The organism is Alteromonas sp. ABH2_165 (assembly GCF_056159945.1).
Map to the genome: position 1 here is coordinate 175,656 of NZ_JBSWWF010000004.1, position 24,841 is coordinate 200,496.

22 protein-coding genes are annotated in these 24,841 nt (G+C 48.9%); 10 read left to right on the top strand and 12 right to left on the bottom strand.

Features of this window, described 5'->3' with window-relative positions; genetic code table 11:
* Window positions 1–30 precede the first annotated feature (30 nt).
* From ACXAFQ_RS09740 to ACXAFQ_RS09770, 7 genes are all read left to right on the top strand, one after another.
* Complete coding sequence (locus ACXAFQ_RS09740; RefSeq protein ID WP_474820813.1) at window positions 31–1,062, top strand: AraC family transcriptional regulator; 1,032 nt, start codon at window positions 31–33, stop codon at window positions 1,060–1,062.
* A gap of 167 nt (window positions 1,063–1,229) precedes the next feature.
* Entirely contained in the window at window positions 1,230–2,567 is a 1,338-nt protein-coding gene (locus ACXAFQ_RS09745; protein WP_474820816.1) for an MFS transporter, read from the top strand.
* Between the two features lie 23 nt (window positions 2,568–2,590).
* Window positions 2,591–3,991 (top strand): aldehyde dehydrogenase, encoded by a 1,401-nt coding sequence (locus tag ACXAFQ_RS09750; protein WP_474821434.1) that lies wholly within the window; start codon window positions 2,591–2,593, stop codon window positions 3,989–3,991.
* A gap of 44 nt (window positions 3,992–4,035) precedes the next feature.
* Window positions 4,036–4,872, top strand: coding sequence for a p-hydroxycinnamoyl CoA hydratase/lyase (locus ACXAFQ_RS09755; RefSeq protein WP_303572699.1), 837 nt, complete (start codon window positions 4,036–4,038; stop codon window positions 4,870–4,872).
* 14 nt (window positions 4,873–4,886) lie between these two features.
* A complete protein-coding gene (locus tag ACXAFQ_RS09760) occupies window positions 4,887–6,380 on the top strand; it encodes an AMP-binding protein (RefSeq protein ID WP_474820820.1) in 1,494 nt (497 codons plus the stop codon).
* 124 nt (window positions 6,381–6,504) lie between these two features.
* A complete protein-coding gene (gene erpA / locus ACXAFQ_RS09765) occupies window positions 6,505–6,849 on the top strand; it encodes an iron-sulfur cluster insertion protein ErpA (RefSeq protein ID WP_070124818.1) in 345 nt (114 codons plus the stop codon).
* Between the two features lie 128 nt (window positions 6,850–6,977).
* Window positions 6,978–7,550: a glutathione S-transferase family protein gene (locus ACXAFQ_RS09770; protein ID WP_474820822.1), complete on the top strand. Its 573-nt coding sequence runs from the start codon at window positions 6,978–6,980 to the stop codon at window positions 7,548–7,550.
* 47 nt (window positions 7,551–7,597) lie between these two features.
* Here ACXAFQ_RS09770 and ACXAFQ_RS09775 read toward each other — a convergent pair whose 3' ends face one another.
* Window positions 7,598–8,536: a D-2-hydroxyacid dehydrogenase gene (locus ACXAFQ_RS09775; protein WP_474820826.1), complete on the bottom strand. Its 939-nt coding sequence runs from the start codon at window positions 8,534–8,536 to the stop codon at window positions 7,598–7,600.
* Between the two features lie 74 nt (window positions 8,537–8,610).
* Window positions 8,611–9,906, bottom strand: a complete 1,296-nt coding sequence (locus ACXAFQ_RS09780; RefSeq protein ID WP_474820830.1) for an OapA family protein — start codon at window positions 9,904–9,906, stop codon at window positions 8,611–8,613.
* A gap of 197 nt (window positions 9,907–10,103) precedes the next feature.
* On the opposite strand from ACXAFQ_RS09780, the gene tyrS reads away from it, so the two are divergent.
* Window positions 10,104–11,306, top strand: a complete 1,203-nt coding sequence (tyrS, locus tag ACXAFQ_RS09785) for a tyrosine--tRNA ligase (protein WP_474820834.1) — start codon at window positions 10,104–10,106, stop codon at window positions 11,304–11,306.
* Between the two features lie 86 nt (window positions 11,307–11,392).
* Here the strand turns inward: tyrS and ACXAFQ_RS09790 are convergent, their stop codons facing one another.
* On the bottom strand, window positions 11,393–11,821 hold the full coding sequence (locus tag ACXAFQ_RS09790) for an NAD(P)/FAD-dependent oxidoreductase (protein WP_474820838.1): 429 nt from the start codon (window positions 11,819–11,821) through the stop codon (window positions 11,393–11,395).
* Between the two features lie 956 nt (window positions 11,822–12,777).
* Here ACXAFQ_RS09790 and ACXAFQ_RS09795 point away from each other — a divergent pair.
* Both ACXAFQ_RS09795 and ACXAFQ_RS09800 read left to right on the top strand, forming a co-directional pair.
* Window positions 12,778–13,452, top strand: a complete 675-nt coding sequence (locus tag ACXAFQ_RS09795; RefSeq protein ID WP_474820841.1) for a hypothetical protein — start codon at window positions 12,778–12,780, stop codon at window positions 13,450–13,452.
* A 142-nt stretch (window positions 13,453–13,594) separates the two neighbouring features.
* Complete coding sequence (locus tag ACXAFQ_RS09800) at window positions 13,595–13,864, top strand: hypothetical protein (RefSeq protein WP_474820844.1); 270 nt, start codon at window positions 13,595–13,597, stop codon at window positions 13,862–13,864.
* Window positions 13,865–13,903: 39 nt separating this feature from the next.
* Here ACXAFQ_RS09800 and ACXAFQ_RS09805 read toward each other — a convergent pair whose 3' ends face one another.
* From ACXAFQ_RS09805 to gltB, 9 genes are all read right to left on the bottom strand, one after another.
* On the bottom strand, window positions 13,904–14,509 hold the full coding sequence (locus tag ACXAFQ_RS09805; RefSeq protein WP_474820847.1) for a GNAT family N-acetyltransferase: 606 nt from the start codon (window positions 14,507–14,509) through the stop codon (window positions 13,904–13,906).
* A complete protein-coding gene (locus ACXAFQ_RS09810) occupies window positions 14,487–14,885 on the bottom strand; it encodes a DUF2721 domain-containing protein (protein WP_070124830.1) in 399 nt (132 codons plus the stop codon). The genes ACXAFQ_RS09805 and ACXAFQ_RS09810 overlap by 23 nt, the downstream gene beginning before the upstream one ends.
* A 73-nt stretch (window positions 14,886–14,958) precedes the next feature.
* Window positions 14,959–15,375 (bottom strand): rhodanese-like domain-containing protein, encoded by a 417-nt coding sequence (locus ACXAFQ_RS09815; protein WP_474820851.1) that lies wholly within the window; start codon window positions 15,373–15,375, stop codon window positions 14,959–14,961.
* Window positions 15,376–15,479: 104 nt separating this feature from the next.
* Window positions 15,480–16,427: a cobalamin biosynthesis protein gene (locus ACXAFQ_RS09820; RefSeq protein WP_474820855.1), complete on the bottom strand. Its 948-nt coding sequence runs from the start codon at window positions 16,425–16,427 to the stop codon at window positions 15,480–15,482.
* A gap of 10 nt (window positions 16,428–16,437) precedes the next feature.
* A complete protein-coding gene (gene mtnN / locus ACXAFQ_RS09825; RefSeq protein ID WP_474820858.1) occupies window positions 16,438–17,133 on the bottom strand; it encodes a 5'-methylthioadenosine/S-adenosylhomocysteine nucleosidase in 696 nt (231 codons plus the stop codon).
* A gap of 164 nt (window positions 17,134–17,297) precedes the next feature.
* Window positions 17,298–17,885 (bottom strand): DUF2726 domain-containing protein, encoded by a 588-nt coding sequence (locus ACXAFQ_RS09830; protein WP_070124837.1) that lies wholly within the window; start codon window positions 17,883–17,885, stop codon window positions 17,298–17,300.
* 166 nt (window positions 17,886–18,051) lie between these two features.
* Window positions 18,052–18,414: a hypothetical protein gene (locus ACXAFQ_RS09835; RefSeq protein ID WP_070124839.1), complete on the bottom strand. Its 363-nt coding sequence runs from the start codon at window positions 18,412–18,414 to the stop codon at window positions 18,052–18,054.
* A 187-nt stretch (window positions 18,415–18,601) separates the two neighbouring features.
* Window positions 18,602–20,017, bottom strand: coding sequence for an FAD-dependent oxidoreductase (locus ACXAFQ_RS09840; protein ID WP_474820866.1), 1,416 nt, complete (start codon window positions 20,015–20,017; stop codon window positions 18,602–18,604).
* A 17-nt stretch (window positions 20,018–20,034) separates the two neighbouring features.
* The gene (gene gltB, locus ACXAFQ_RS09845) at window positions 20,035–24,501 is read right to left on the bottom strand and encodes a glutamate synthase large subunit (RefSeq protein WP_474820869.1); all 4,467 of its coding nucleotides are present in this window, start codon (window positions 24,499–24,501) and stop codon (window positions 20,035–20,037) included.
* Window positions 24,502–24,841 lie beyond the last annotated feature (340 nt).

Here is a 24,841-nt window from a genome sequence, read left to right on the forward strand (position 1 = left end):
AGCTGAAGGCCACTAGAGAAGGTTTTGCCGGTGAGAAGACATTTTGAGTATGGCAGTGCATCGAACCACTACATTACTGCGCTCTACCATGCAGCCAAAGAGCGTGGCGTAGACAGTGCGCGCCTGCTCGAATCAGCCGGCTTAAATGAATCTGTGGTTGATAAACCGGACCAGCGGGTGCCGGCTGAAAAGCTGGCGCTCTTTCAGAAGCTTATCTGGGACGACCTCGGTGATGAAAGTATGGGGATGTCCGGCTACCGGCTGAAATCAGGCTCTTATTACATGATGGGGCAGCTGACTGTTCAAAAGTCGTCGCTGGGGCAGGCGCTGGCCTTAGGTGCACGCTTTTATAATCTGCTCACAGATGATGATTTTATCACCCTTCACAAAGATAAAGACGTTGTCCGCCTGGTCATCAGGCCCACGGAAATGCACCTTGATCCGGACCACCTTTTTGCTGAAATTTGTTTGCTGGCCTGGCACCGCTATGCGTCCTGGCTGATTTCAGACATTCTTCCTCTTAATGAAACCCGCTTTCCCTATCCGCCGCCTAATCATATTGGCGAGTATCATTATTTATTTCCCGGCGTTCACCGGTTTAACCATACTGAACTTGCTTTAGTTTTTCCTGTCCATTATCTGGAGCGGCCGGTAAAGCAAAACGCAGCGTCGTTAAAGGCGTTCATGTCCCGCTGTCCTCTTGAGTTATTTCGTCAATATAAAGCTGATTACAGCCTGGCGACGGAACTCAAGCTGATTTTGAGTAAAGCCATGTCAAACGGCACCGGCACGATAGAACATTGTGCTGGTAAGTTGCACATGACAACGCGCACTCTGATGCGCAAGCTGAAAGATGAAGGCACCTCATTTCAGCAACTGAAAGATGTGGTGAGACGGGATAAAGCCATATTTTTCCTTGGCCAGCAGGGATTACGCATCAATGAAGTGGCAGAAAAAGTCGGTTATTCCGACCCTGCCGTTTTCACCAGAGCATTCCGGAACTGGACCGGGCAGTCGCCCCGGGACTTCAGACAACAGCTTCTGACTGACAGCGAAGCTTAATATTCTTTGCATAAAATATAGAGTGTCACTTTTTGCAAAGTAATTAGTCACTTTATGCCATTCTCAGAATGTGTTTAATTGTTAATATCGTGTTTAACGATTACACAAGTTATTTACGTCTAACGCCTTAATTTCTTTTTGCGTAAGTGACTTAGAGGATGGCCACTATGTCTTTAACCGCAATTCTTGATGATTCCAAATTAAGCCCTGTGCAGTGGGTGGCAATTGTCATTTGTATCTCTCTTAATGCGCTGGATGGCTTTGATGTTTTGGCTATTAGCTTTGCTTCGCCGGGTATTGCCGCTGAGTGGGGGATTAACCGTGCCGAACTCGGTGTGGTGCTGGCTATGGAGCTGGTGGGGATGGCCTTCGGTTCTATTTTTCTGGGCGGTATCGCCGATAAATTTGGCCGCAAACCCACAATTCAGTTTTGTCTGGTACTGATGACAGCTGGCATGTTTGGTGCGGCGTTCGTCGATAGCGTGATGACACTGTTGATCATCCGCTTCATTACCGGTTTGGGAATTGGCGGTATGCTGGCTTCTACGAACGCCATGGTATCGGAATTTGCTAATAAGAAAAGCCGCAACCTTTGCGTCATTATCATGGCCACCGGCTATCCCATCGGCGCAGTGCTTGGCGGCAGTATTGCCTCTATGTTACTGGAAACCCACACCTGGCGTGCGGTATTTATTTTCGGCGGCAGCATTACCGGTTTGTTTATGCTGGTGGTGGCGTTCTGGCTGCCTGAATCTCTGCTGTATATGGTTAACCATCCGAAAGAAAACACGCTGGACAAGGTCAATCATCTGCTTACGCGTATGAAAAAGCCTCTGCTGGATGTATTGCCTGCGCCGGCAGTATCAGCCCAAAAATCCAGTTACAGCACCCTGTTTTCGCCTGAAATGCGCAAGCTCACGCTGCTGTTAATGGTGGCGTACTTTGCACAAATCATGACGTTCTATTTCATTCTCAAGTGGATCCCCAAAATTGTGGTGGACATGGGCTTTGGTGCTGCACAGGCCGGTCAGGTGCTGGTGTGGGCAAACCTGGGCGGTGCGGTAGGTGCCATCTTACTGGGGCTGCTTACCAGCAAGCTGAATTTACGACTCACCATGATACCGGTACTTATTCTGGCTTTCGTGATGGTGTCGGTATTCGGCATTGGCTACAGCGACTTAGGTACGCTGGCGCTGGTCTCCGCAGCCACAGGTTTTTTCACTAATGCCGGTGTTGTAGGGCTTTATGGACTGATGGCACAGGCGTTCCCGGCGAACGTGCGGGCTAGCGGTACAGGTGTGGTCATAGGTATCGGTCGCGGTGGTGCAGCGTTGAGCCCGGTGGTTGCCGGACTACTTTTCACAAATGGCGTCAGCTTGCAGGGTGTGGCCATTGCCATGGGCACCGGCGCGCTGGTAGCCACACTGGCGATTTATTTCTTAAATAACAAACAGGGCGGACGGGGAACAGCAACGCATTCTCCTTTGTCAGCCGTCACAAAATAACTAATCCACCGGAAAACGGAGTGATGATGAACTTTACCCGCTTAAACCCGCTCACCGGCGAAGTTGCCAGTGAGGCACCGGCAATGAAAGGTGCGCAAATGCAGGCTGTTGCAGAAAAAGCACAGCAAGGCTTTGAAATCTGGTCTGGTTTTGGCCCCAACCAGCGCCGTGCCATCCTGTCTCAGGCTGCCATTGCCCTTGAAGGTAAGAAAGACGATTTCGTCAAAGCCATGATGGAAGAAACCGGCGCCACTGCAGGCTGGGCCATGTTTAACCTGATGCTGGCAACTTCCATGCTGCGTGAAGCCGCCTCACTCACTACACAAATCAGCGGTGAAATTATCCCGTCTGACAAACCGGGCTGTGTTGCCATGGCTCAGCGTGTGCCGGTAGGTGTCATTCTGGGAATTGCTCCCTGGAATGCGCCAATTATTCTGGGCGTTCGCGCCATTTCCACTGCACTTGCCTGCGGCAATGCGGTGATCTTAAAAGCATCGGAAGTGTGTCCACGCACTCACTCGCTGATCATCGAAGCGCTGGCAGAAGCCGGATTCCCTGAAAATACAGTGAATATCGTCACCAATGCGCCGGAAGATGCCGCTGATGTTGTGGGTGCGTTGATTGATGCCAAACCGGTAAAACGCATTAATTTCACCGGCTCAACCGCCGTGGGCCGCATTATCGCAAAACGGGCAGCAGAACATCTGAAGCCCTGCTTACTGGAGTTGGGCGGTAAAGCTCCAATGCTGGTGCTGGACGATGCTGATCTTGATGAAGCGGTGAAAGCGGCCTCCTTCGGCGCGTTCATGAATCAGGGCCAGATCTGTATGTCTACCGAGCGTCTGGTTGTGGTGGATGCGGTGGCTGATGCCTTTGCGGACAAGCTGGCTGCTAAGGTATCCACCATGAAAACCGGCGATCCCCGCGAAGGGAACACTCCGTTGGGTGCGGTGATTGATCAGAAAACCGTAGAAAAGGTCAACGGGCTGATTGACGACGCGGTCAGCAAAGGTGCCGTGATCCTTACCGGTGGTAAAGCCACATCGGTACTGATGCCGGCTACGGTGCTGGATAAAGTCACCGCTGACATGGCGATTTACAGTGAGGAAAGCTTCGGCCCGGTGGTGGCGATGATCCGTGCAAAAGACGAAGCGGATGCGGTGCGCATTGCCAACGATTCCGAGTACGGACTCAGTGCGGCGGTATTCACCCGTGATACAGCACGGGGCATGAAAATCGCCGGAAAAATTCAGTCCGGTATTTGTCACGTAAATGGCCCTACCGTGCATGACGAAGCGCAAATGCCCTTCGGCGGTGTGGGAGCCTCCGGTTACGGACGCTTTGGCGGCAAAGCCGGTATCGACCAGTTTACTGAGCTGCGCTGGATCACGGTGGAAACTGAACCCGGCCACTATCCCATTTAATTTTTTAAAGCATTGAATTTTATCGTTTTGAGTAAGGAATGATTGTGAGTACAGAAAATCAGGAAGCAAACACCGTAGCGGTGACAATCGAAAACGGGGTGGCGTGGGTTGCCCTGAACCGTCCGGAAAAACGCAATTGCATGAATCCGGCGCTGAACCGCCAGATGATGCGGGTGCTGGATGAGCTGGAGTACAGCGACGATGTAGCCGTGCTGGTGCTGACAGGGGAAGGCACTTCCTGGAGTGCGGGCATGGATTTAAAAGAATATTTCCGAGAAAACGAAGCGAAAGGCCTGGGCGCAACACGCAGGGCGCAGTCAGAAGCTTACGGCTGGTGGCGCCGTCTGCGCTGGTACCACAAGCCAACGGTTGCCATGATCAATGGCTGGTGTTTTGGCGGTGCGTACGGCCCGTTATTCGGCTGTGATCTCGCATTTGCGGCCGAAGAAGCCACATTCGGTTTGAGTGAAATTAACTGGGGTATTTTGCCGGGCGGCGGTGCCAGTAAGGTCGTGGCTGATTTGCTGCCACTGCGTAAAGCCATGTACCACGCCATGATGGGTGAGAACATTGACGGTAAAACTGCGGCTGAGTGGGGACTGGTTAACGAAGCGGTACCGCTGAGTGAGCTGAAAGCCCGTGTACAGGCAGTTTGTGATGTGCTGAAAGGCAAAAATCCGGTCGCCCTGAAAGCCACAAAAGATGCTATCCGCCGCGTGAAAGAAATGACTTACGACAATGCGGAAGACTATCTGGTACGTGCTCAGGAAGCAGCAAACAGCTTCGATAACGATGGCCGCAAAGAAGGCATCAAGCAGTTTATTGATGACAAGACCTATAAGCCGGGTCTGGGTGCATACGATAAGAGTCAGCAGAAGTAAGCGGAGTGAGCAGCATGGATTTTCTCTCTTTTCAGGCCCGTCTGCGTCCCGTAGACGAAGCGGTGTACGACATTACCTCGCAGCGTCGCTGGACATATGAGGCGTGGGACGGTTTCGTTTCCCGCCTGGTGACCTGGTTGTCACAACAAGGTGTGCATAAGGGTGACAGGCTGGTTTGTCTGGCGAGAAATTCTGCTGAAACCGTGGCGCTGCATCTGGCTTGCGGACGGGCAGGGGTACTGTTTGTTCCTCTGAACTGGCGGTTGTCTCAGGAAGAATTAATGCAATTACTGGATGATTGCGAGCCTTCGCTGGTATGTGGTGATAAAGAGGCTGATCGTGCCGGTTTGCCCTATGTAGCGCTTTCCGCACTGCCTGATCTGGTCAGCGAACTGACACCATCTGCTACCGGTAACGAGAACGCAGCAGCGCCTTCGCTTATCCTTTACACATCGGGTACGACAGGGTTACCAAAAGGTATTGTACATACCGAACAAACCATTATGGAAACCACGCAGAATATGGCTTTGCTGGGGCATGTGGACGAACACAGTACCTTTTTGTGCGAGACCCCCATGTTCCATGTCATCGGCCTGATTTCCTGTGTGCGTCCTGCGCTTTACTTCGGTGGGCGATTAATCATTTCTGACGGATTCGAGCCGGCCCGCACCTTTGACCGGTTGTGTGATCCTGAGCTGGCGGTCAGTCATTATTTCTGTGTACCCCAAATGGCCAATGCCCTTCGTCAACTGGCACATTTTGATGCGTCAAAAATGACGGGATTAAAAGCGCTGCTGACGGGCGGTGCGCCGCATCCTGAAGTACAAATCAAAGCATGGTTGAATGACGGCATCCCCATTGTGGACGGCTATGGCATGAGTGAAGCCGGCACCGTGCTCGGGATGAGCTTTGATATGCGTATTATCGATCAGAAAGCCGGTTACGTGGGTTTGCCTACACACCGTATCGATGTGCGGCTGACCGGACCGGGTAATCAACCGGTGGCATTTGGTGAAGCCGGTGAAATACAGATCAAAGGGGCGAACCTGTTTGTGGATATATGGAAGAACCGACGTGCTTACGAACGCAGCTTCACACCTGACGGCTGGTTTCAGACCGGTGATATTGGCGTGAGCGACGAGGACGGTTATATCCGGATTGTGGATCGCATCAAAGATATGTTCATCTCCGGTGGAGAGAATGTGTATCCCGCTGAAGTTGAGGCTGTGGCACTGCGTTTCCCGCAAATACTCGAATGTGCGCTGATAGGTGTACCGGACGAAAAGTGGGGAGAATCCGGTTGTCTGTTTGTGGTGCCCTCTGTGAGTCATGAATCTTTCGACAAGGAAGGCTTATTACGGGAAATGGAAAAAGGGCTGGCCCGCTATAAACTGCCTAAAGTGATACATCTCATCGAAGCGCTGCCTCGTAATGGTACGGGGAAGCTCCGGCGAAATATTCTGCGGGAATGCGATATAAATAGCCTCGTAGGAAACCTGCAAGCGTAAGATAAAACGATTTCACTGCTGACAGTTATTCCGCTCATTCGCGCTAATAGTTGAATGCTCTACTCAGGTATTAGATAATTAGCAGATTGATGAGCATTCTGCTCAGCGTTTTTGTGAGGTAACTATGTCTGTAGAAATGGCACTGCCAATCGACTTTTCTGATTCTGCTGCGAAAAAAGTCAAAGAGCTGGTGACAGAGGAAGAAAATCCGAATCTTAAACTGCGGGTGTACGTAACCGGTGGTGGCTGTTCAGGCTTCCAGTACGGTTTTACTTTCGATGAGAAAGTGAACGAGGGCGACATGACCATTGAGAAAGACAGCGTTACGCTGGTGGTAGACCCAATGAGTCTGCAATATCTGGTTGGCGGCACCGTCGATTATGTGGATGGCCTGGAAGGTTCACGTTTTCTGGTGAATAATCCGAATGCCACTACCACTTGTGGCTGTGGTTCCAGCTTTAGTATCTAATCCGGTTATTCATCACTTTACAGGGTTCACCGGTCGGATTTTACCGCTGTACCCTGTACCAATTTATACTAATCCCCGTTACTGTTTAGCCGTACTAATCGAGAATTCCCCAATACAGGAATCATAAGATGAAATTATACGGTTCAACCACATCACCGTTTGTCAGACGCATTCGTATTGTACTGGCAAATACCGAGCATGAATTCATTAACTTGAACATCTTTGAGGGTGAAGGCAGAGACATACTTGCCTCTAAAAATCCCACATTGAAAGTGCCTTGCCTGGAAGACGATGGTCAAATGATTTTCGACTCCAGAGTCATTCACAGCTATTTACTGGCGAAACTGGATCTACCCCCTTTAACCTGGGATCAAGAAAATCAGCTTACCCTTATTGATGCGGCGAACGATTCTTTTGTGCAACTCTTCATGCTTAAACGTTCTGGCATTGAAGCCACTAATGATCAGCTGTTTGTGCGTTTGCAGAAGGAACGCATCGCGTCAACGCTGAGTTTGTTGAATGAAATGGCTGACGCTGGCGAGTTTGATGGTTGGGGTTACCCGTCAATCGCTCTTTTCACGCTCATTGATTGGGTAGAGTTTCGTGAACTGCATCCGCTTACCGGCCTAGATGCGCTGAAAGCTTTCCACCACAGCAATAGCGACAGAATAGAAGTGACAGCAACAGATCCGCGAGGTTAGGTGTATTGCCATTAAACGAAAAAGCGCCTTCATCGGCGCTTTTCTTGCTAATACCCCTTGGAAAAATCGAACTGGTGGGGAAGCGGTTTGCCTTCCAGTAATAGTTCGAGATTATCCACAAATAACGCCGCGATATCCTCAGGGCGGGACTCTGCTGCGGTATGTTGGGTAATGCGGATTTTCGGGTGCGCCCAGAACGGGTGTGATGCTGGTAAGGGCTCTTCACGAAACACATCCAGTACCGCCGCCTGCAGCTGATTAGCGTCCAGAGCGGCAATCAGATCTTCATCAACGATAGCCGTGCCTCGGCCTGCGTTAATCAGCACGCAGTGGTCTGGCAGTCGGGCAAAGAAGTCTTTGTTGAGCAGGTTTGCCGACTGGGGTGTGTCTGGCATCAGATTCAACACATAGTCGCAGCGGGACGCGAAATCATCCATGGTATCCCACGTATAAATTTGCTCGTAGCCGTCTTGATGCTCGCCGGAACGGCTAACGCCGATGACCTTCAGGCCCAAACTAGCCGCTACCGGCAGCAGCGCTTTGGCGATACTGCCCGCGCCGGTAATGCCGAGGGTTTTTCCGCACAGACGGCCAAAGGTTGGCTGGAACCATTCTTTTTGCTGTTGGGCCTCGCGGTAGCCATCAACATTGCGGCAGTAATGTAGCAAGTAAGTAAATACAAACTCACGCATTTGCACATCAAACACGCCTTTTGCCGGGGTAAGAATATAGTCTTTTCTGTCCAGCGCCAAAAGAGGGCGATTACCCGCCCAAATCGATTGGCACCACACCAGTTTTGGCATGTGAGGAATAACCTGCGTGGCTAAATCCGGATCGGCCAGCAAAATGGTGGTATTTTCTAAATCGACTTTTGTCGGATCATCGGTGACACAGTCGAGAACAACATGTTCAGGCAATGAACCGGGAACAAGTGCAGCGTAATCAGACGCTTCTGCGGTTAATACGGTAACCTGATGTGTTGTCATAGCGCTTTTGCTTTTCTTTTTCGGGGGAAACAAAAATGCCCGACACGTCGGGCATTTTCAATGGGGAAAACAACTTATTTCATTGCCAGCATGATGCGCTTGTTATTATCTAACTCGTGCAAACGGGTTTCCGCTATTTGCATAAATGCATCACGCTCTTTCGGATCGATAGGTTCCGCTTTGGGTAACTCAACAGTACGTGGGTTACGATGAACACCATTCACCAGGAATTCATAGTGCAAGTGCGCACCGGTGACCATACCGGTTGAACCTAGATAGCCCACAGTCTGACCTTGCTTCACCGTTTCGCCACGCTTTACACCGCGCTTTTTCAGGTGAAGATACTTGGTCACGTATTTTTCACCGTGCTGAATGAATACGTAGTTACCATTGTACTTATTGTACGAGGCTTCTATTACCTTACCGTTACCGGCAGCCATAACAGGGGTGCCAACCGCTGCCACGTAATCTGTGCCGTTATGCGCTTTCCAGCGCTTTTGCACAGGGTGGAAACGGGCTTTGGTAAAGTTAGAACTCACGTACTTGAAGTTGATAGGCGCACGCAGGAATGACTTGCGCATGCTGCGGCCTTCCGGCGTGTAGTAGTTACCATCTTCGTACTGAATCGCAACGAAACGGTCACCCTGATTCACAAACTCTGCGGCAACAATATCGCCAAAACCAACAAACTCGCCATCAATGTACTTTTCTTCGTACACGATATTGAACATGTCGCCTTTACGAATACCCATGGCGAAGTCGATGTCCCAACCAAAAATGCCAGCCAGGTGCATGATCTGGTTATCTGTCAGGCCTGCTTCTACACCGGCATTCCAGAAACTGGAGTCAATTTCACCCTGAGCAAAGTTGTAGCGGGTTTCAATGTCTTTCGCTTCAATATCGGCAACGAGTTTATCGTTTTCTTTGTCGCGCTGAATAAGCAGCGTTTCATTAACCGATACGCGATAGCGCAAGCCGTTAAAACTGCCATCCTCATTTGCACGCAGCGATAACTCATCGCCAGGGATCAAGGTCACCAGCGTTTTCGCCAGTTCGCCAGCTTGCGTCACCTCGTAGGTATCGCGAGGTGAGAATCCAGCACGTTTAAAAATTTTAGCCAGCGTGTCGCCACGCCCCACTTTATAGGTTTCCCACCTGCCTTCATCTTCAGCAACGTACACTTCCGGCGTGTCGGCTACTGCGATATCAAGGGGATAACGAACACCTGCGTCCAGGACCAATGACTCCTGATGACGACTTGCCTCAACCGGTTCGGAAGGAAGAAGAATAAGACCACCCAGTAAAAAACTGGCGATCACCAACCCGGTTCGGTGTGGTTTGGGAAGATTTTTGAATGTTTTCAGAACCACGGTAATTTCAATCTCATATTACTGCCCAGCCTGAGAATATCGTGTTACAGCACGACTTTCCACCAAAGCACCTGTAAATTCACAATTAGATCGTGCAGGAAGCCGATTTTTGACGGTCAAGTCTTTCAAAGGTTCACTGGGATGCGTAAAATGCTCCGATTATTTTTCCCAGTAATTCTAATAAGTGTGGTACGAGCATGACCGATTGGCAAACCGCTTTAGCTGAAATTAAACGAGGTACGGATGAAATCCTGCCAGAAGAAGAGTTAATTGAAAAACTCAAATCAGGCAAGACTCTGACCATTAAAGCGGGTTTTGATCCAACTGCGCCGGATCTGCACCTCGGTCATACTGTCCTCATCAACAAACTTCGCACCTTTCAGCAGTTAGGCCACAATGTCGTTTTCCTGATCGGTGATTTTACCGGTCTTATTGGTGATCCTACTGGTAAAAACGTGACACGCAAGCCTTTAACCAAAGAACAGGTATTGGAAAACGCGCAAACGTATCAAGAACAGGTGTTCAAAATTCTCGATAAAGAGAAAACCCAAATCCGTTTTAACTCTGAGTGGATGGATGCACTAGGTGCGGCGGGTATGATCAAACTGGCTGCCAGTCAAACCGTTGCCCGTATGCTTGAGCGTGACGACTTCAAAAAGCGCTATGCGAATGGTCAGCCTATTGCGATTCACGAATTCCTTTACCCGCTGGTACAGGGCTGGGATTCCGTGGCCCTGAAAGCCGATGTGGAATTAGGCGGTACTGATCAGCGTTTTAACCTGCTGATGGGTCGTGAACTGCAGAAAGATGAAGGTTTAAGCCAGCAGGCCCTGGTAATGGTGCCGCTGTTAGAAGGCTTAGACGGCGTGCAGAAGATGTCAAAATCGCTGGGTAACTACATTGGTATTACTGATGCACCTAACGACATGTTCGGTAAAGTGATGTCGATTTCTGACGACCTGATGTGGCGCTACTACGATCTGCTGAGCTTCCGTCCGCTGGAAGACATCGCAGAGCTGAAAGCGAAAGTCGAAGCCGGTACTAACCCTCGCGACATCAAAATTGAACTGGCGAAAGAAATTATCGCACGGTTCCACGACGAAGCCGCTGCCGAAGGTGCACACCAGGACTTCATTCAGCGTTTCCAGAAGAACGCCATTCCTGATGACATGCCAGAAGTCTCTGTGGCCATAGAAGCTGATGGTATTGCCATCGGCAATCTGCTGAAAGAAGCCGGTCTGGTAGGTTCAACCTCGGACGCCATGCGCATGATTAAACAAGGCGCAGTAAAGATTGATGGTGAGAAAGTGAAAGACACCCGCCTGGTGCTGACCGAAGCCGGCGAAGCGGTTTATCAGGTGGGTAAACGTAAGTTTGCCCGTGTGACGCTGACCGCCTGATTCAGCCAAAGTAAGAATATCGAAACCCGCCGGATGGCGGGTTTTTTATTGAGCTGATTTCTGTCCTTCTGAGCAGAGCCGCGATGTTACTGTTTGCTTATCGCCGCCCAGGTATAAAGCCCCCGCAGCGCCAGTCGGCGAAACTGTGGCAGAGAGAAGCGGGGCAGATCGTCAGCGTAAACGGGTAGTGACGTATCGATTTTTTCTCCCAGTAGCTGCTGAGCCAGTCGTTTACCGGCGAGCGCCGCAAAAGACACGCCGGAACCGCAGTAGCCCATGGCGTAACCGATTTTATTCGTTGCATCATAGCGAATACGGGGTAAATCATCGTAAGACACACTTACCCAGCCACTCCAGAAGTGAGCGATGCCAAGCCCTGCCAGCGCCGGAAAACTGCGCTGTAGCGCTTTGTACAACCGCCTTTTCGCCTGAAAGCTGTCGTGACCTTTTCCTGCTACTTCACCACGTCCACCAAACAGCAGACGACCATCTGGTAGCACCCCGTAGTATTTCATCAGGCGAGAGGGGCTGATATGAGTTAGTTTGCTGGCATTTCTGTTGAAAGGTTTAGTTGGGTTCAGTATTCAACAACGAATGACCGTCTATATATCGATCTTCATAGTTGTGAGAAATACAAAGAGTTACTCTATTTATCAATTGCATCAAAACCCCATAACCCCTACTCAGAATCGAAACAAACTTAGAATTGGACATTGAATTACTTGTAAAGATATTCCAAACACGCACATCTCTTACAGAGACAAGAAAACCGGGTGCTTGAGCGAGGAAGCAATGAAAATACGAACGGTTTAATCAGACAATATATCCTAAAATGAACGTCTATGAGGGAGCCCCGAATTCAGGAAGGTTGTGTTGCAATAGAAAGGCGACATAACAGTCGCCAATAAAACGATATGGCTTTAAATCACCGTGGGATATGAAGAATGAGCATGTATGATCAGTGTTGCACTCGGAAGTTGAATTCGCGGGTATAAAACTACTTAAGATAACCTGTCGTGGAATTAACAGGATATGCTCATATTTAATTCGTTAAATTCGCAGTAAATCATTTCTAATAAAAACTCTTGTAGCGAGATTTTTACTGTGATATTAATAAAAATCGATTTATAAAGTAAGGTAATGTTGGAAAGATCAACTTCTGATAAACAAGGATAGTTATTAAAATGAAATTTTCTATTTTCTATTTTCTATTTTCTACTTGTAGTGCTCGGCTCTATAACTTATACCAAAAAAGTGCTTGCAACAGACTATGTTTTCGAATGCGATGGATGTTCATCTTCACAAATGCTATCAAAAGCTAAAAGTAAGCGTCCGAAAGCCAGACCACATTATTTTTTAGTAGTTAATTCTGACGAGAGTATTATCAAGTACTATAAAATATCTAAAGTAATTATAGATGATTTTATAGAGCATATCGAAGCTATTGAGTTGAATGTGCCAACCGAACTAGATGCATCATTCTACGATTTTTCAATCGTTTATCGAGATGTCAAAAATAGACTTGTTAGTCAATCATTCTGCAAATGATTTTATAACCTCGCAACGAAAATTGTCGGCATTTAATCTGACTCTGAAAGAAATTGGAGTTCAAGAACAAGCTTGTAACGTTGGAGAGTATTATGCCGCTGTCAACATCATCACTCCAACAAATGCATTTGAAGTGAAGAACGCAAACCAGGAATTGCAGAATGTAATGCTCGAACTACATAACAGAGCTGATGTGAGCGCACTTGAGTTAGGCATTGCGAATGATTTTGCAGCATCAGTTTCTAGGTATCTTAACGTCAATAGTTTCTTACCTATTATTCCAGTTAGATTAAAATTTAACGATAATAGTTCAGTGCTTGTAAAGTATGGATTTATGTCTGGGCAAGTTGAATTTGTTCCCAAAGAATCTTTTGATAGTAATTGTAATATGATACCAGACAAAAATTCGGAGATATCTAGGGAGTATAGGTTAAAAACTGCAGAACAGTTTTTTGATATGGAACTATGGTTGCGTTACTATCACGTCCAATGGGGGAATGATCCAAAAGATGTTGGTGAAGTTTGCTCATATATAAAAGCATCTTGTATACCGACGGAAAATAGGCATACCTGCACTTGGAAAAAAGTATGTGGTTAAAATTCTATTTTGAGTGCTAATTTTTCACCGACTATGAATAGGCTCTAGGGGACGTAAACCTTAGTTCCTATTCGTATCCAAAGTTATTATGAGGTGGTTCAGCAAACGAGCAGGTGTTAATCTGATATCAACTGGAGGTTAAGTGATTCCATACAGAAATATACATACTAAAAACCTGGGTGTCCTATTAGTTTTAGCTAAGGTAACTTTTTATTTGGCTATCCTTGTGTTTTTATTTTCTTTCCCGTTAACTTTTATAGGTTTTATGCGAAAAGAATTTTGGTTCTTAGCAAGTATGCCTATCGCTATTTGCTTGTTTTTTATTTCCGGTATGTGGGCCGCAATTGTTGCGCTTGAGGATAATTTTAGAAAGCAAACAGAATATATGATGGATTCTTATGAAGAAAATTGAGCTCATAAAAGTTATTGAAAGAAATCAGCGGATCGTAACTCATGAAAAAACCAGCATCATTTCTGCGCCTTCACACTCGCAGAAGCCTGGACAAACCGGGCAATCGTAGCCTTCATGGATAGACGCGTAACGCCACTTTCCGGGATGGCGTGCAATTAACTCACCACCATTCTTGCTGAAATAGCGAAAGGCGCTGTTGCCAGGACTGCCCAACCAAATGTGAGCCAGGCCAGCGAGGGCACCTTGCTGCTTCGCTTTCTCTGTGGCGAGGGCAAGCAGGGTGCTGCCAATGCCACAACCTTGAAGATGGTCGTCCACGGTATTGCATTTAAAGTAACAAACGCGGGTAGGGTCGACAGGCCACTTCTTCACTGAACACCATTCATCGGGCTGCCATTGAGAATGGGCATAAGTAAGACGGAAGCCGACGATTTCACCTCTATACATCGCTACATAACTGGCATTAATGCCGTTATGAAAGCCCTGGTGATACATTTCTTCCAATGTGAAATGAGTCAGGTATCCGTCACCCTGAATGCGGTTACCCAACGATAACACGCCATTGAAATGTTCGGGGGCCAGTGGTGAATATTCGATATCTTTTGCGGAAGGGGCGCTGACGCTATTTTGATGATTTTTTGTCATCTTTAATCCCGTCCAGGTGGAAATCGAGGGCTTCAACGGAAATCAGAATTTCACGCACAGACATCCATAACGAATACATCAGGCACACCAAGCTAAGGGCAAAAATCCAATTGCCCACATTCTGATAAGTCAGGTAAATCGCTAACATGGAGAGTACGCAAAGAAAGAAACTCACCACACCGGCAATCTGCATGCGCTTGATAAACAAAATGCGCTGACGGAGGTTTCTGATCTGAGCCTGGGTATTTTCATCTCGGTTTTCTCTGGCAAAATTACGAATGATCGTTGCCAGCGTCAAAAAACGATTGGTGTAGGCTAAGAGAAGAAGTGAGATTGCCGGAAACAACATAGCCGGCGTGGCGATATCTATCTGCATTCAGGTGGATCTGCTTAAAATCAAAGCGCGGAATATTACCAGCTTACTGGCTCTGCTACCATACGAGCAAGGGTTACATGGCTAATTTATTAACCGGGAGCCCCGCTTCTGTCCAGCCCAGCATATCGCCTTCAAGATGATTCACATCGGTGAATGCCTGCTGTTCAAGGATCTGCATTGCCATAATCGCCCGTCTGCCTGAGCGACAATATATGATAATCGGTTTGTCGCGGGCATCATTAAGCTGTTCAACATATTCATCTATTTGCTCGTGAGGCATATTGATCGCCCCTGGAATATGGCCGTCAGCGTATTCCTGCGGACTGCGTACATCAATAAGCAGCCATTCATCGGCTTTTACTTTGTCTAGCAAATAGGGCGTTGCTGTTATTTTCCCGATGCCGTCAGCTTCAGCGTCATCGGAACAGTAAATCGCCGAAATTAAAATGGTTGCGAAAAGCAGTGTGGTAACAATAAGTAGTTTGCGCATAGTCGTATCCATCGTCATTGCAACTCGTAGACCGGTCCTAATACAGTTTACCTCATCTATTACGGCAGGAGCACTACGAATAGTTCAGTATTTATTGAAAGAAATTAAAGCAACGCGTGAATAAGGGTGAGTACCACTATCAACAGGCTTAGCAGCAGCAAAATTGTGCGGATAATGGCACGACGGCAATACACCATATCAGAGAATCGGACTTCACGTTTGCCACCTACTCGGGCATAACGAATCATGTTGCCGGCGTAAAGCGAGGGGCCGCCCAGGCGAATGCCCAGACTACCGCCAGAAAGCGCCAACAAAAGTGAAGTGCTGTCTTTTGCTGGGCTAGCGAATAGGGCTTTGAAGCCGCTAATAGGATTGGTTGCGAGTGATAGCAAGCCCGCACCGATGAAAGCGGGTACAAGACTTAGCAAGCGGGTAATGGTGCGCACGGGCAGTGCAAACCAGTAAAATCCGGGTTTCCGCCAGTGCCACTGCCAGCTAAAAAGCAATAACAGTCTGAACAGTAGCGCCGCTACCGGTCCACCAATCAAAAACCAAAACACGACGCCACAGAATTGATAGTAGAAACGCAGCAGCAGGCTTTCCATTGCTGCTTTCGCAATACCAATGTCAGACAGCCTGTCGGTATCGCGCGCTACCATGTAACCGGCCATTTCACGGGCCAGTACTTTTTTCTCTTTGCTTAACGCGGTAACCACAGCGTTATAGTGAAAACGGATTTGAGCGAAATCCATTACGCTTAGTAAAATTACTGCCTCAAAAAATAGCGGATATTCCGCCATAGAAACCAGAATCCCCACAAGCACAGTAAACGGCACGATGAGCACAATGGCACCCAATGCGCCCGAAATTCGGTGCTGTGTCGGGTTTTCTGACGTGGTAGGTTTAACTTTCTTGGCCATGCCGTCGGCAAGTAAGCGAAACAGTGTGAGGGGATGATATTTCTGCGGCCAGCGCCAGAGGCTGTCGATGGCCACTACCACCAACAGCAATAATAGGTTTTGTAATACCGGGCTCTGGTAAAGTGCTTCCATGCGGTGTTATTTATGCCAGTCGGGCAATCATTCCCATTACCAGTTGCGCAGAGTGTTTCGCGGCGGTTTCCAAATATTCCTGGAACGACACCGAAGACGTTTTACCAGCAATGTCTGACAACGAACGGATAACCAGGAACGGGGTTTCCAACATGAAACAGGTTTGGCCGATGGCCGCACCTTCCATCTCTACGGCTTTCATCGCAGGGAAGGTTTCTTTAATTTCTTGCGCGGCCTCATCAGAACCTACGAAAGAATCGCCAGTACAAATCATACCGGTGGTGTTTTGCACGTGAGACAATTCCTGCGCTGCCGCGGTTGCCGCATCAATGAGCTTCTGATCACACTCGTAGTGCGCTGGCATACCTGCACACTGCCCGAGTTCGTAACCAAAGTGGGTAATGTTCACATCGTGATATTTAACGGCACTGCCTACTACCACATCGCCTACATTCAGAGCCGGGTCGAAACCACCGGCCGAGCCAGTATTCACCACATAATCCGGGGCGTAAAGTTCGATAAGTGCAGTAGTTGCTAGTGCTGATGCCACTTTACCAATACCGCATTTCGCCAGCACAACCTCTGCACCATGCAATGTGCCAGTGTAGAAGGTCAGGTGTTTCCACTGACGGGTTTCGCAATTTTCCAGCGACGATTGAAGTAGCGCTATTTCTTCATCCATAGCACCAAGAATACCGATTTTCATAGTTGAGTTCCGTAGCTGAGCTGCACGATAGCCAGAGTTGGCATAGATTGCAGATTAGTGGGTATTGACTAATGGTAATATGAAAGTAGCAAAACTGACAGAAATTAGCAGAAAATGGGTCGGAATCCTTGGGGGAAATTCCGACCCGGAGAGTAACTGTTTAATTAAGCAGCGGCAGCCCGGCTAGACCGTACAGGACGGGTAGGGCGCTTAGTTGGTGCAGGGTTCAGCGTAGGTGCTTGCGCTATTTTCTGTTGTCTGCGGCGGTATGCTACCAACTTACTTTCAATACACTCGCGAATTTCTTCCACCGAGTAGCCGGTTTTCACTTTAATCCGAGCATGGGGAAGGCCTGCTGCGTCGAGCGCACCATTGACGAAAAAGTCGCGCTGAGATTTATATTTATTCTTGCCATCGTTGTGCACCAAGTCGATTGCCATAATCGGCGTCATGTCTTCACGGTCGCACAATACAAAATCGAGTTGCTTAGAAGATGCACGAGACATGGCACTGGAGCCTTGCTTCTTACTCGCCTTAGCGCGTACTGCAAGTACATCGCTCAAACGCACGCGGCACACAATCCGAAACTCTCGGCCTACTGCTTGCTCGATGAGTTTGAGGAAATTGTGCTCCACAGGAGTAAAAAGTTGCGGTTTACTGCGAAAGGGAAAACTTACCCCGCTATCCGACAGTTTCATGGCACCGAGTGCCACCACAATCAGTAACATCATTAAAATTATTGCCAGTTCCATAATGTGCCTCGCGAATACAAAATCAAAGCGTCAAATTTGTGACGTCTTTCGGTGAGAAATAAATCTGCTATCCGGATTTTGCAAAGCGAATGCCAGCATGGAGCGGCAAGTTAAAATTAGCCTAAGAGACTGGCAGCGCCGGCCCTTTTCCGTTGAATATCTGTAACTACTCTTGTTCTCCCAATACCATCATATCCACCTGTGAGCCTTTATTATCGGGAGAGATAATCACCCGTACATTGTCATTGTTGGCGGTGAGTAAGGTACGGCCTTGCACAGAGGCAACCACTGCCATTCCTGGATACGAAGCCTGGAAATGGTCAATCAGCGATTGTTGTGGGGTGGACGAATAGAACACCAGTGTCGCAGGCAATGTGGCGTCGAATTGCTGACACTGTTTGGCATCTGATGGCACCGTCAGTTTATGAAAATCAGACGGGCATGCCACCGTCACTGGTGCTGCAGCCACCGAGAGTGACGCCGCACTGAGTAGGGTCGCTGCAATCAGACTGTAGGTTTTCGTTCTCATTTTCGGTTCTCCTGACACAAGACCGTCTGGCCTCTCAATGTAGAAAAACTATAGGAGAGATCGGTGAATACAACAATGAAATGTGGGTATCTGTGAAGACACGTGAGTATTGCGCAGCAGGTATTCTCTACACAAACAAAAAAGCCACTGTACAAGACAGTGGCTCTTAATCATCACGGTGACCGGATTACACGTTAAGGAAATCCAGAATACCGTCAGCGGCTTTACGGCCTTCATCAATGGCAGTAACCACCAAATCACTGCCGCGCACCATATCGCCACCGGCGAAGATTTTCGGGTTAGCAGTCTGATAAGCGTATTTACCACCGGCAGGGGCGATAACACGGCCTTTCTCGTCAAGAATGATGCCGTAGTCAGCAAACCAGCTAGCAGGACTCGGTTGGAAACCGAATGCAATGATAACCGCGTCAGCTTCAAGCACGTGTTCTGAGCCTTCCACTTCAACCGGACGGCGACGGCCATTCACGTCTGGTGGACCCATTTCGGTTTTTACCAGACTCACACCAGCTGCAGTACCTTTATCGGTTAACGCGATATCAAGCGGCTGCACGTTGAATACGAATTCCACACCTTCTTCTTTCGCATTTTGAACTTCTTTGCGAGAACCTGGCATGCTGGCCTCGTCACGACGGTAAGCACAGATAACGCGCTTGGCACCCTGACGGATAGACGTACGTACGCAGTCCATGGTGGTATCACCACCGCCGAGTACCACAACAGTTTTGCCTTTCATATCGACAAAGTCTGCCGGATCTTTTTCCAGACCCATTACCCGGTTGGTATTGGCAATCAGAAACGGCAGCGCATCATAAACACCTTCAACGTGCTCGTTGTCAAAACCGCCTTGCATAGACTTATACGTACCCATGCCGAGGAAGACTGAATCGTACTCGTCGAGTAACTTCTGGAAGTCGATGTCTTTACCGATTTCGGTGTTAAGTCTGAACTCAATACCCATTTCAGTGAAGATTTCACGACGACGCTTAATCACGTCTTTTTCCAGTTTGAACGAAGGAATACCGAAAGTGAGCAGGCCGCCAATTTCTTCGTACTTGTCGAAGACAACCGGTTTAACACCGTTACGAACCAAAATATCCGCACATGCCAGACCTGCAGGGCCTGCACCGACGATTGCTACTTTCTTGTCAGTCCACACTACGTCAGACATGTCCGGACGCCAGCCCATTTTGAACGCGGTATCGGTGATGTATTTTTCAATACTGCCGATGGTCACCGCGCCGAACTCGTCGTTCAGGGTACAGGCACCTTCACACAGGCGGTCCTGCGGACATACACGGCCGCATACCTCTGGCAGGCTGTTTGTCTTATGAGACAGTTCAGCCGCTTCCATGATGCGACCCTGATTAGCCAGGTCCAGCCACTGCGGGATGTAGTTATGCACCGGGCATTTCCATTCGCAGTACGGGTTACCGCAGTCCAGGCAGCGATCTGCCTGGCCTTCGGTTTGTGACTGTGTCAGCGGTTGATAAATCTCAGCGAACTCAGCCTTGCGCACCATGATAGGTTTTTTCGGCGGGTCAATCCGTTCAACATCAACAAACTGGTAAACATTTTTAGCCATTACTTCACCTACCTCTCTTATTGCGCCTGGATCCGCAGCTCGTCGCTAGAACGGCTGATGTGGCCCAACAGGTTTTTAACGTCACTGGTTTTCGGCTTGATTAACTTAAAGCGCTTCACAGATTCAGCGAAGTTAGTCAGCAGGGACAGGGAGTGCTCACTGCCGGTTTCTTCGTAATGCTGATTAATCAGACCACGTAAGTGCTCAGACAGAATCGCCTTATCACCGATATCCATGATTTCAACCAACTCAGGGTTAACACGGGCATCAAGGTCGCCGTTCTCGTCATACAGATAAGCAAAGCCACCTGTCATACCAGCACCGAAGTTCACGCCTACCGGGCCAAGTACTGCAACGATACCACCAGTCATGTATTCACAACCGTTGTCGCCGATACCTTCAACTACGGCTGTTACGCCAGAGTTACGGACACCAAAGCGTTCACCGGCACGGCCTGCTGCAAACAACTTACCGCCGGTCGCACCGTACAGGCAGGTGTTACCCATAATGGCACTGCTGTGAGCGTCGAAGCTGATGTTCTTAGGTGGATAGATCACCAGCTTACCGCCGGTCATACCTTTACCCACATAATCGTTGGCATCACCCTCAATACGCATGTGCAAACCACCCGCGTTCCACACACCGAAACTCTGACCGGCTGTACCGGTGAACTGAATTTCTACCGGCACATCTTCCATATCATGGTTGCCGTGATGCTTGGCGATTTCGCCGGACAGCATGGCACCTACGGAGCGGTCAGTATTGCGGATAGGATAGCTCAGACGAATGCCGGTGCCGTTATGAATCGCTTCACGGGCATCATCGAGCATCTTCGCATTCAGCACGCCTTTATCCAGCGGCTGGTTGGTGGTTTCTGAACAGAACAGACGAGTGTGTTCACCCTCTACCGGCGTAGCCAATAGTGGAGACAGATCCAGTTTGTTCTGTTTTGCTGAAATACCGTCAACCATTTTCAGTAAATCAGTACGGCCTACCAGTTCTTCGAACTTGCGTACGCCTAACGTTGCCATAATTTCACGGACTTCCTGAGCAATGAACTTAAAGTAGTTCATCACCATCTCCGGTAAACCGATGAAGTGCTCATCACGCAGCTTCTGATCCTGAGTTGCAACACCTGTCGCACAGTTGTTCAGGTGACAAATTCGCAGGTATTTACAGCCCAGCGCAACCATTGGTCCTGTACCGAAACCGAAGCTCTCTGCACCCATACAGGCCGCCTTGATCACATCCAGACCGGTTTTCAAGCCACCGTCAGTCTGTACGCGTACTTTGTGACGCAGACCGTTTTCAATCAGCGCCTGCTGTGTTTCAGCAAGGCCCAGTTCGAATGGGCTACCTGCGTATTTCACCGAAGTCAGCGGGCTGGCACCGGTACCACCGTCATAACCAGAAATGGTAATGAGGTCAGCATAGGCTTTTGCCACACCGGTCGCGATAGTCCCTACGCCCGGCTCTGATACCAGTTTAACTGAAATCAGCGCGGTCGGATTAACCTGCTTGAGGTCAAAAATAAGCTGTGCCAAATCCTCGATAGAATAAATATCGTGGTGTGGCGGTGGTGAAATCAGGGTTACGCCCGGTACAGAGAAACGCAGTTGCGCGATGTACTTGTTAACCTTGTCACCCGGCAGCTGACCACCTTCGCCCGGTTTCGCACCCTGCGCCACTTTGATTTGGATAACGTTGGCGTTAACCAGGTAGTGCGGGGTTACACCAAAGCGACCAGAGGCCACCTGTTTAATTTTAGAGTTCTTTTCTGTACCGAAACGGGAAGGGTGTTCACCACCTTCACCGGAGTTCGACTGACCGCCTAAGCGGTTCATCGCAATCGCCAGCGCTTCGTGAGCTTCAGGGCTTAGCGCACCGATAGACATGGCTGCGGTGTCGAAACGGGGGAACAGATTCTCCGCCGGTTCAACTTCGCTGATATCAATCGCTTCGTTCGGTGAGTTCAGTTTCAACAGGTCACGGAAGTGCGAAGGCGCACGCTCGTTAACATGTTTCGCATAAACCTGATAGTCGCTGTATTCACCGGATACCACCGCCGTTTGCAGTGTTTTCACCACATCCGGGTTATAAGCGTGATATTCACCATCGTGAACATACTTCAGCAGACCACCGTGGGACATAGGCTTACGTTTCAGCCATGCGACACGGGCAAGGTTGATCGCATCCTGTTCGAAGTCGTCGAAACCGGCGCCCTGAATGCGTGATGGCACGCCGTTAAAGCACAGATTAACCACTTCCTGGTTAATACCAATGGCTTCAAACAGTTTCGCACTGCGGTAACTCGCCACGGTGCTGATGCCCATTTTAGACATGATTTTGTACAGACCTTTGTTGATACCCTTACGGTAGTTCAACACAGCATCTTTAACGCTGCAGGTCAGCTCGCCTTTTTCGCACAGTTGTTCAATGGTCTCGTAGGCCAGGAACGGATAAACCGCGGTGGCGCCAAGACCGATAAGCACAGCAAAGTGATGGGGGTCGCGGGCAGAAGCGGTTTCTACCACCACGTTAGCATCACAGCGCAGCGCTTTTTCTACCAGACGACGGTGAACCGCACCGGTAGCCATGGCCGCTGGAATAGTCAGGCGATCTTTCTTGATGTTGCGATCAGACAGAATAACGAAAGCGGCGCGTTTCTGTTTAACCAGGTACTCCACTTCGTTACAGATGCGCTCGATAGCCTTACGCAGACCTTCTTCCTGCTTATATTGCAGGTCGACTTTCTCTGAATAGTAGTTATCCGGATTAAACTCGCGCAGCTGTTTCAGGTCTGTGTAAACCAGCACCGGCGATGAGAACAATACGCGGTCGGCGTAACCCGAGGTCTCGCTGAATACGTTCTGCTCACGACCGATACAGGTGGCCAGCGACATAACGTGGTTCTCACGCAGCGGATCGATGGGCGGGTTAGTAACTTGGGCGAACTGCTGACGGAAGTAGTCATAAACGGTACGGGATTTAGAAGACAGGACGGCCATCGGGGTATCGTCACCCATAGAGCCTACTGCTTCCTGACCGTCTTTCGCCAGAACCTTAACAACCTGCTGGATTTCTTCATAGCTGTAGTTAAACAGCTTGTGATACACCGCCAGGGTGTCGTCATCAAACACCCGCTTACCCAGCAGGGATGAGTCCATCTGGTCGATAGGCGTTAAATGACGGATATGCTTGTCTAGCCACTCACGGTACGGGTGACGATCTTTTAAGTCATCGTCGATTTCGTTAGAGCGCCAGATTTTACCGTTGTAGGTGTCCACCGCAAGCATTTCGCCCGGGCCTACACGGCCTTTTTCTACCACATCAGCTTCACTGTAATCCCAGATACCCACTTCGGATGCCAGGGTAATGAAGCCATTTTTGGTGATCACATAACGCGCCGGACGCAGACCATTACGGTCGAGGTTACAGGCAACGTGACGACCATTGGTGAGTACGATACCGGCAGGGCCATCCCACGGCTCCATGTGCATGGAGTTGAATTCGTAGAATGCACGCAGGTTCTCATCCATGGTCTGGTTGTTCTGATACGCAGGCGGAACCAGCAGGCGCATAGCACGGAATAAATCCATACCACCGGCCAGGAACAGTTCCAGCATGTTATCCAGTGAAGACGAGTCAGAACCTTCTGTATTAACATAAGGCGCGGCGTCTTTCAGATCAGGAATTAACGGCGTAGAAAATTTACCGGTACGGGCCATCGCCCAGTCGCGGTTACCTTTAATGGTATTAATTTCACCGTTATGTGCCAGGAAGCGGAAAGGCTGAGCCAGAGGCCACTTAGGCAGCGTATTGGTAGAAAAGCGCTGGTGGAAAACACAGATAGCACTTTTTAAGCGCTCATCGGCGAGATCTGCATAGAAGGCAGGCAGATCTTTAGGCATAACCAGGCCTTTATAAATCGTTACCAATCCTGACAGACAGGCAACATAGAAATCTTTGTCTTCTTCAAGACGTTTTTCGGCACGGCGGCGAACCATAAACAGACGACGCTCTACGTCGCGTTTACGCCATCCCGCAGGGGCGTTCACGAAAACCTGTTCGATTTGTGGTACACCGGTTAATGCCAGTTCACCCAGAATATCGTGATTTACCGGCACTTTACGCCAGCCAACAACGGTCAGGGTTTCTTTTTCCAGTTCCTCGTTGAGTACTTCTCTGGCAGCTTGTGCCAGCTCGTCATCCTGACTCAGAAAGATCATGCCTACTGCATATTTCTTACTCAGCTTCCAGCCGTTCTCATCGGCAATGGCCTTAAAAAAGGCATCTGGCTTTTGTAGCAGCAATCCACAGCCGTCACCGGTAACACCATCAGCGGCAATACCACCACGGTGCTGCATTCTGTCCAGGCCCTGGATAGCAGTCGTCACCAGTTCATGGCTGGCTTCCCCGTGAGTGTGGGCAATAAGACCAAAGCCACAGTTATCCCGGGAATCATTGGGATTATATAAACTCATCTTAAAACTCCTTCAACCTTCGACTGGACAAGGCATGTGTCGGATCGTCACCCGAGAAGGGCACGCATCTCAACAATATCGTGTAGACGTTAAATCAGAGCAGGAATAAACCATACTCCAAGCGTCTGTTTATGTCGTTAATTATTATTAGTAGGACGCCAGTCGTTATCCGCATTTTTATGCACTATTGCTTAGCGGGCCGTACAAAATACATACATTAGAATATAAAATCAAATGATAAAAATGACATGACGGCATCAATTTTACTTTTATTTAATAAAGCTGTTTTTTATCAGTTGCTTACGGTTTTAATTGGCCTGTTTGAATTTTGAGCTCGGCG

Bases quoted from the DNA above. Each gene is read 5' to 3' on its own strand.
- ACXAFQ_RS09745 (WP_474820816.1), top strand. From the start codon at position 1,230: ATGTCTTTAACCGCAATTCTTGATGATTCCAAATTAAGCCCTGTGCAG.
- ACXAFQ_RS09750 (WP_474821434.1), top strand. From the start codon at position 2,591: ATGATGAACTTTACCCGCTTAAACCCGCTCACCGGCGAAGTTGCCAGT.
- ACXAFQ_RS09760 (WP_474820820.1), top strand. From the start codon at position 4,887: ATGGATTTTCTCTCTTTTCAGGCCCGTCTGCGTCCCGTAGACGAAGCG.
- erpA (WP_070124818.1), top strand. From the start codon at position 6,505: ATGTCTGTAGAAATGGCACTGCCAATCGACTTTTCTGATTCTGCTGCG.
- ACXAFQ_RS09770 (WP_474820822.1), top strand. From the start codon at position 6,978: ATGAAATTATACGGTTCAACCACATCACCGTTTGTCAGACGCATTCGT.
- ACXAFQ_RS09775 (WP_474820826.1), bottom strand. From the start codon at position 8,536: ATGACAACACATCAGGTTACCGTATTAACCGCAGAAGCGTCTGATTAC.
- tyrS (WP_474820834.1), top strand. From the start codon at position 10,104: ATGACCGATTGGCAAACCGCTTTAGCTGAAATTAAACGAGGTACGGAT.
- ACXAFQ_RS09790 (WP_474820838.1), bottom strand. From the start codon at position 11,821: ATGAAATACTACGGGGTGCTACCAGATGGTCGTCTGCTGTTTGGTGGA.
- ACXAFQ_RS09795 (WP_474820841.1), top strand. From the start codon at position 12,778: ATGCATCATTCTACGATTTTTCAATCGTTTATCGAGATGTCAAAAATA.
- ACXAFQ_RS09805 (WP_474820847.1), bottom strand. From the start codon at position 14,509: ATGACAAAAAATCATCAAAATAGCGTCAGCGCCCCTTCCGCAAAAGAT.
- ACXAFQ_RS09810 (WP_070124830.1), bottom strand. From the start codon at position 14,885: ATGCAGATAGATATCGCCACGCCGGCTATGTTGTTTCCGGCAATCTCA.
- ACXAFQ_RS09815 (WP_474820851.1), bottom strand. From the start codon at position 15,375: ATGCGCAAACTACTTATTGTTACCACACTGCTTTTCGCAACCATTTTA.
- ACXAFQ_RS09820 (WP_474820855.1), bottom strand. From the start codon at position 16,427: ATGGAAGCACTTTACCAGAGCCCGGTATTACAAAACCTATTATTGCTG.
- mtnN (WP_474820858.1), bottom strand. From the start codon at position 17,133: ATGAAAATCGGTATTCTTGGTGCTATGGATGAAGAAATAGCGCTACTT.
- ACXAFQ_RS09830 (WP_070124837.1), bottom strand. From the start codon at position 17,885: ATGGAACTGGCAATAATTTTAATGATGTTACTGATTGTGGTGGCACTC.
- ACXAFQ_RS09835 (WP_070124839.1), bottom strand. From the start codon at position 18,414: ATGAGAACGAAAACCTACAGTCTGATTGCAGCGACCCTACTCAGTGCG.
- ACXAFQ_RS09840 (WP_474820866.1), bottom strand. From the start codon at position 20,017: ATGGCTAAAAATGTTTACCAGTTTGTTGATGTTGAACGGATTGACCCG.
- gltB (WP_474820869.1), bottom strand. From the start codon at position 24,501: ATGAGTTTATATAATCCCAATGATTCCCGGGATAACTGTGGCTTTGGT.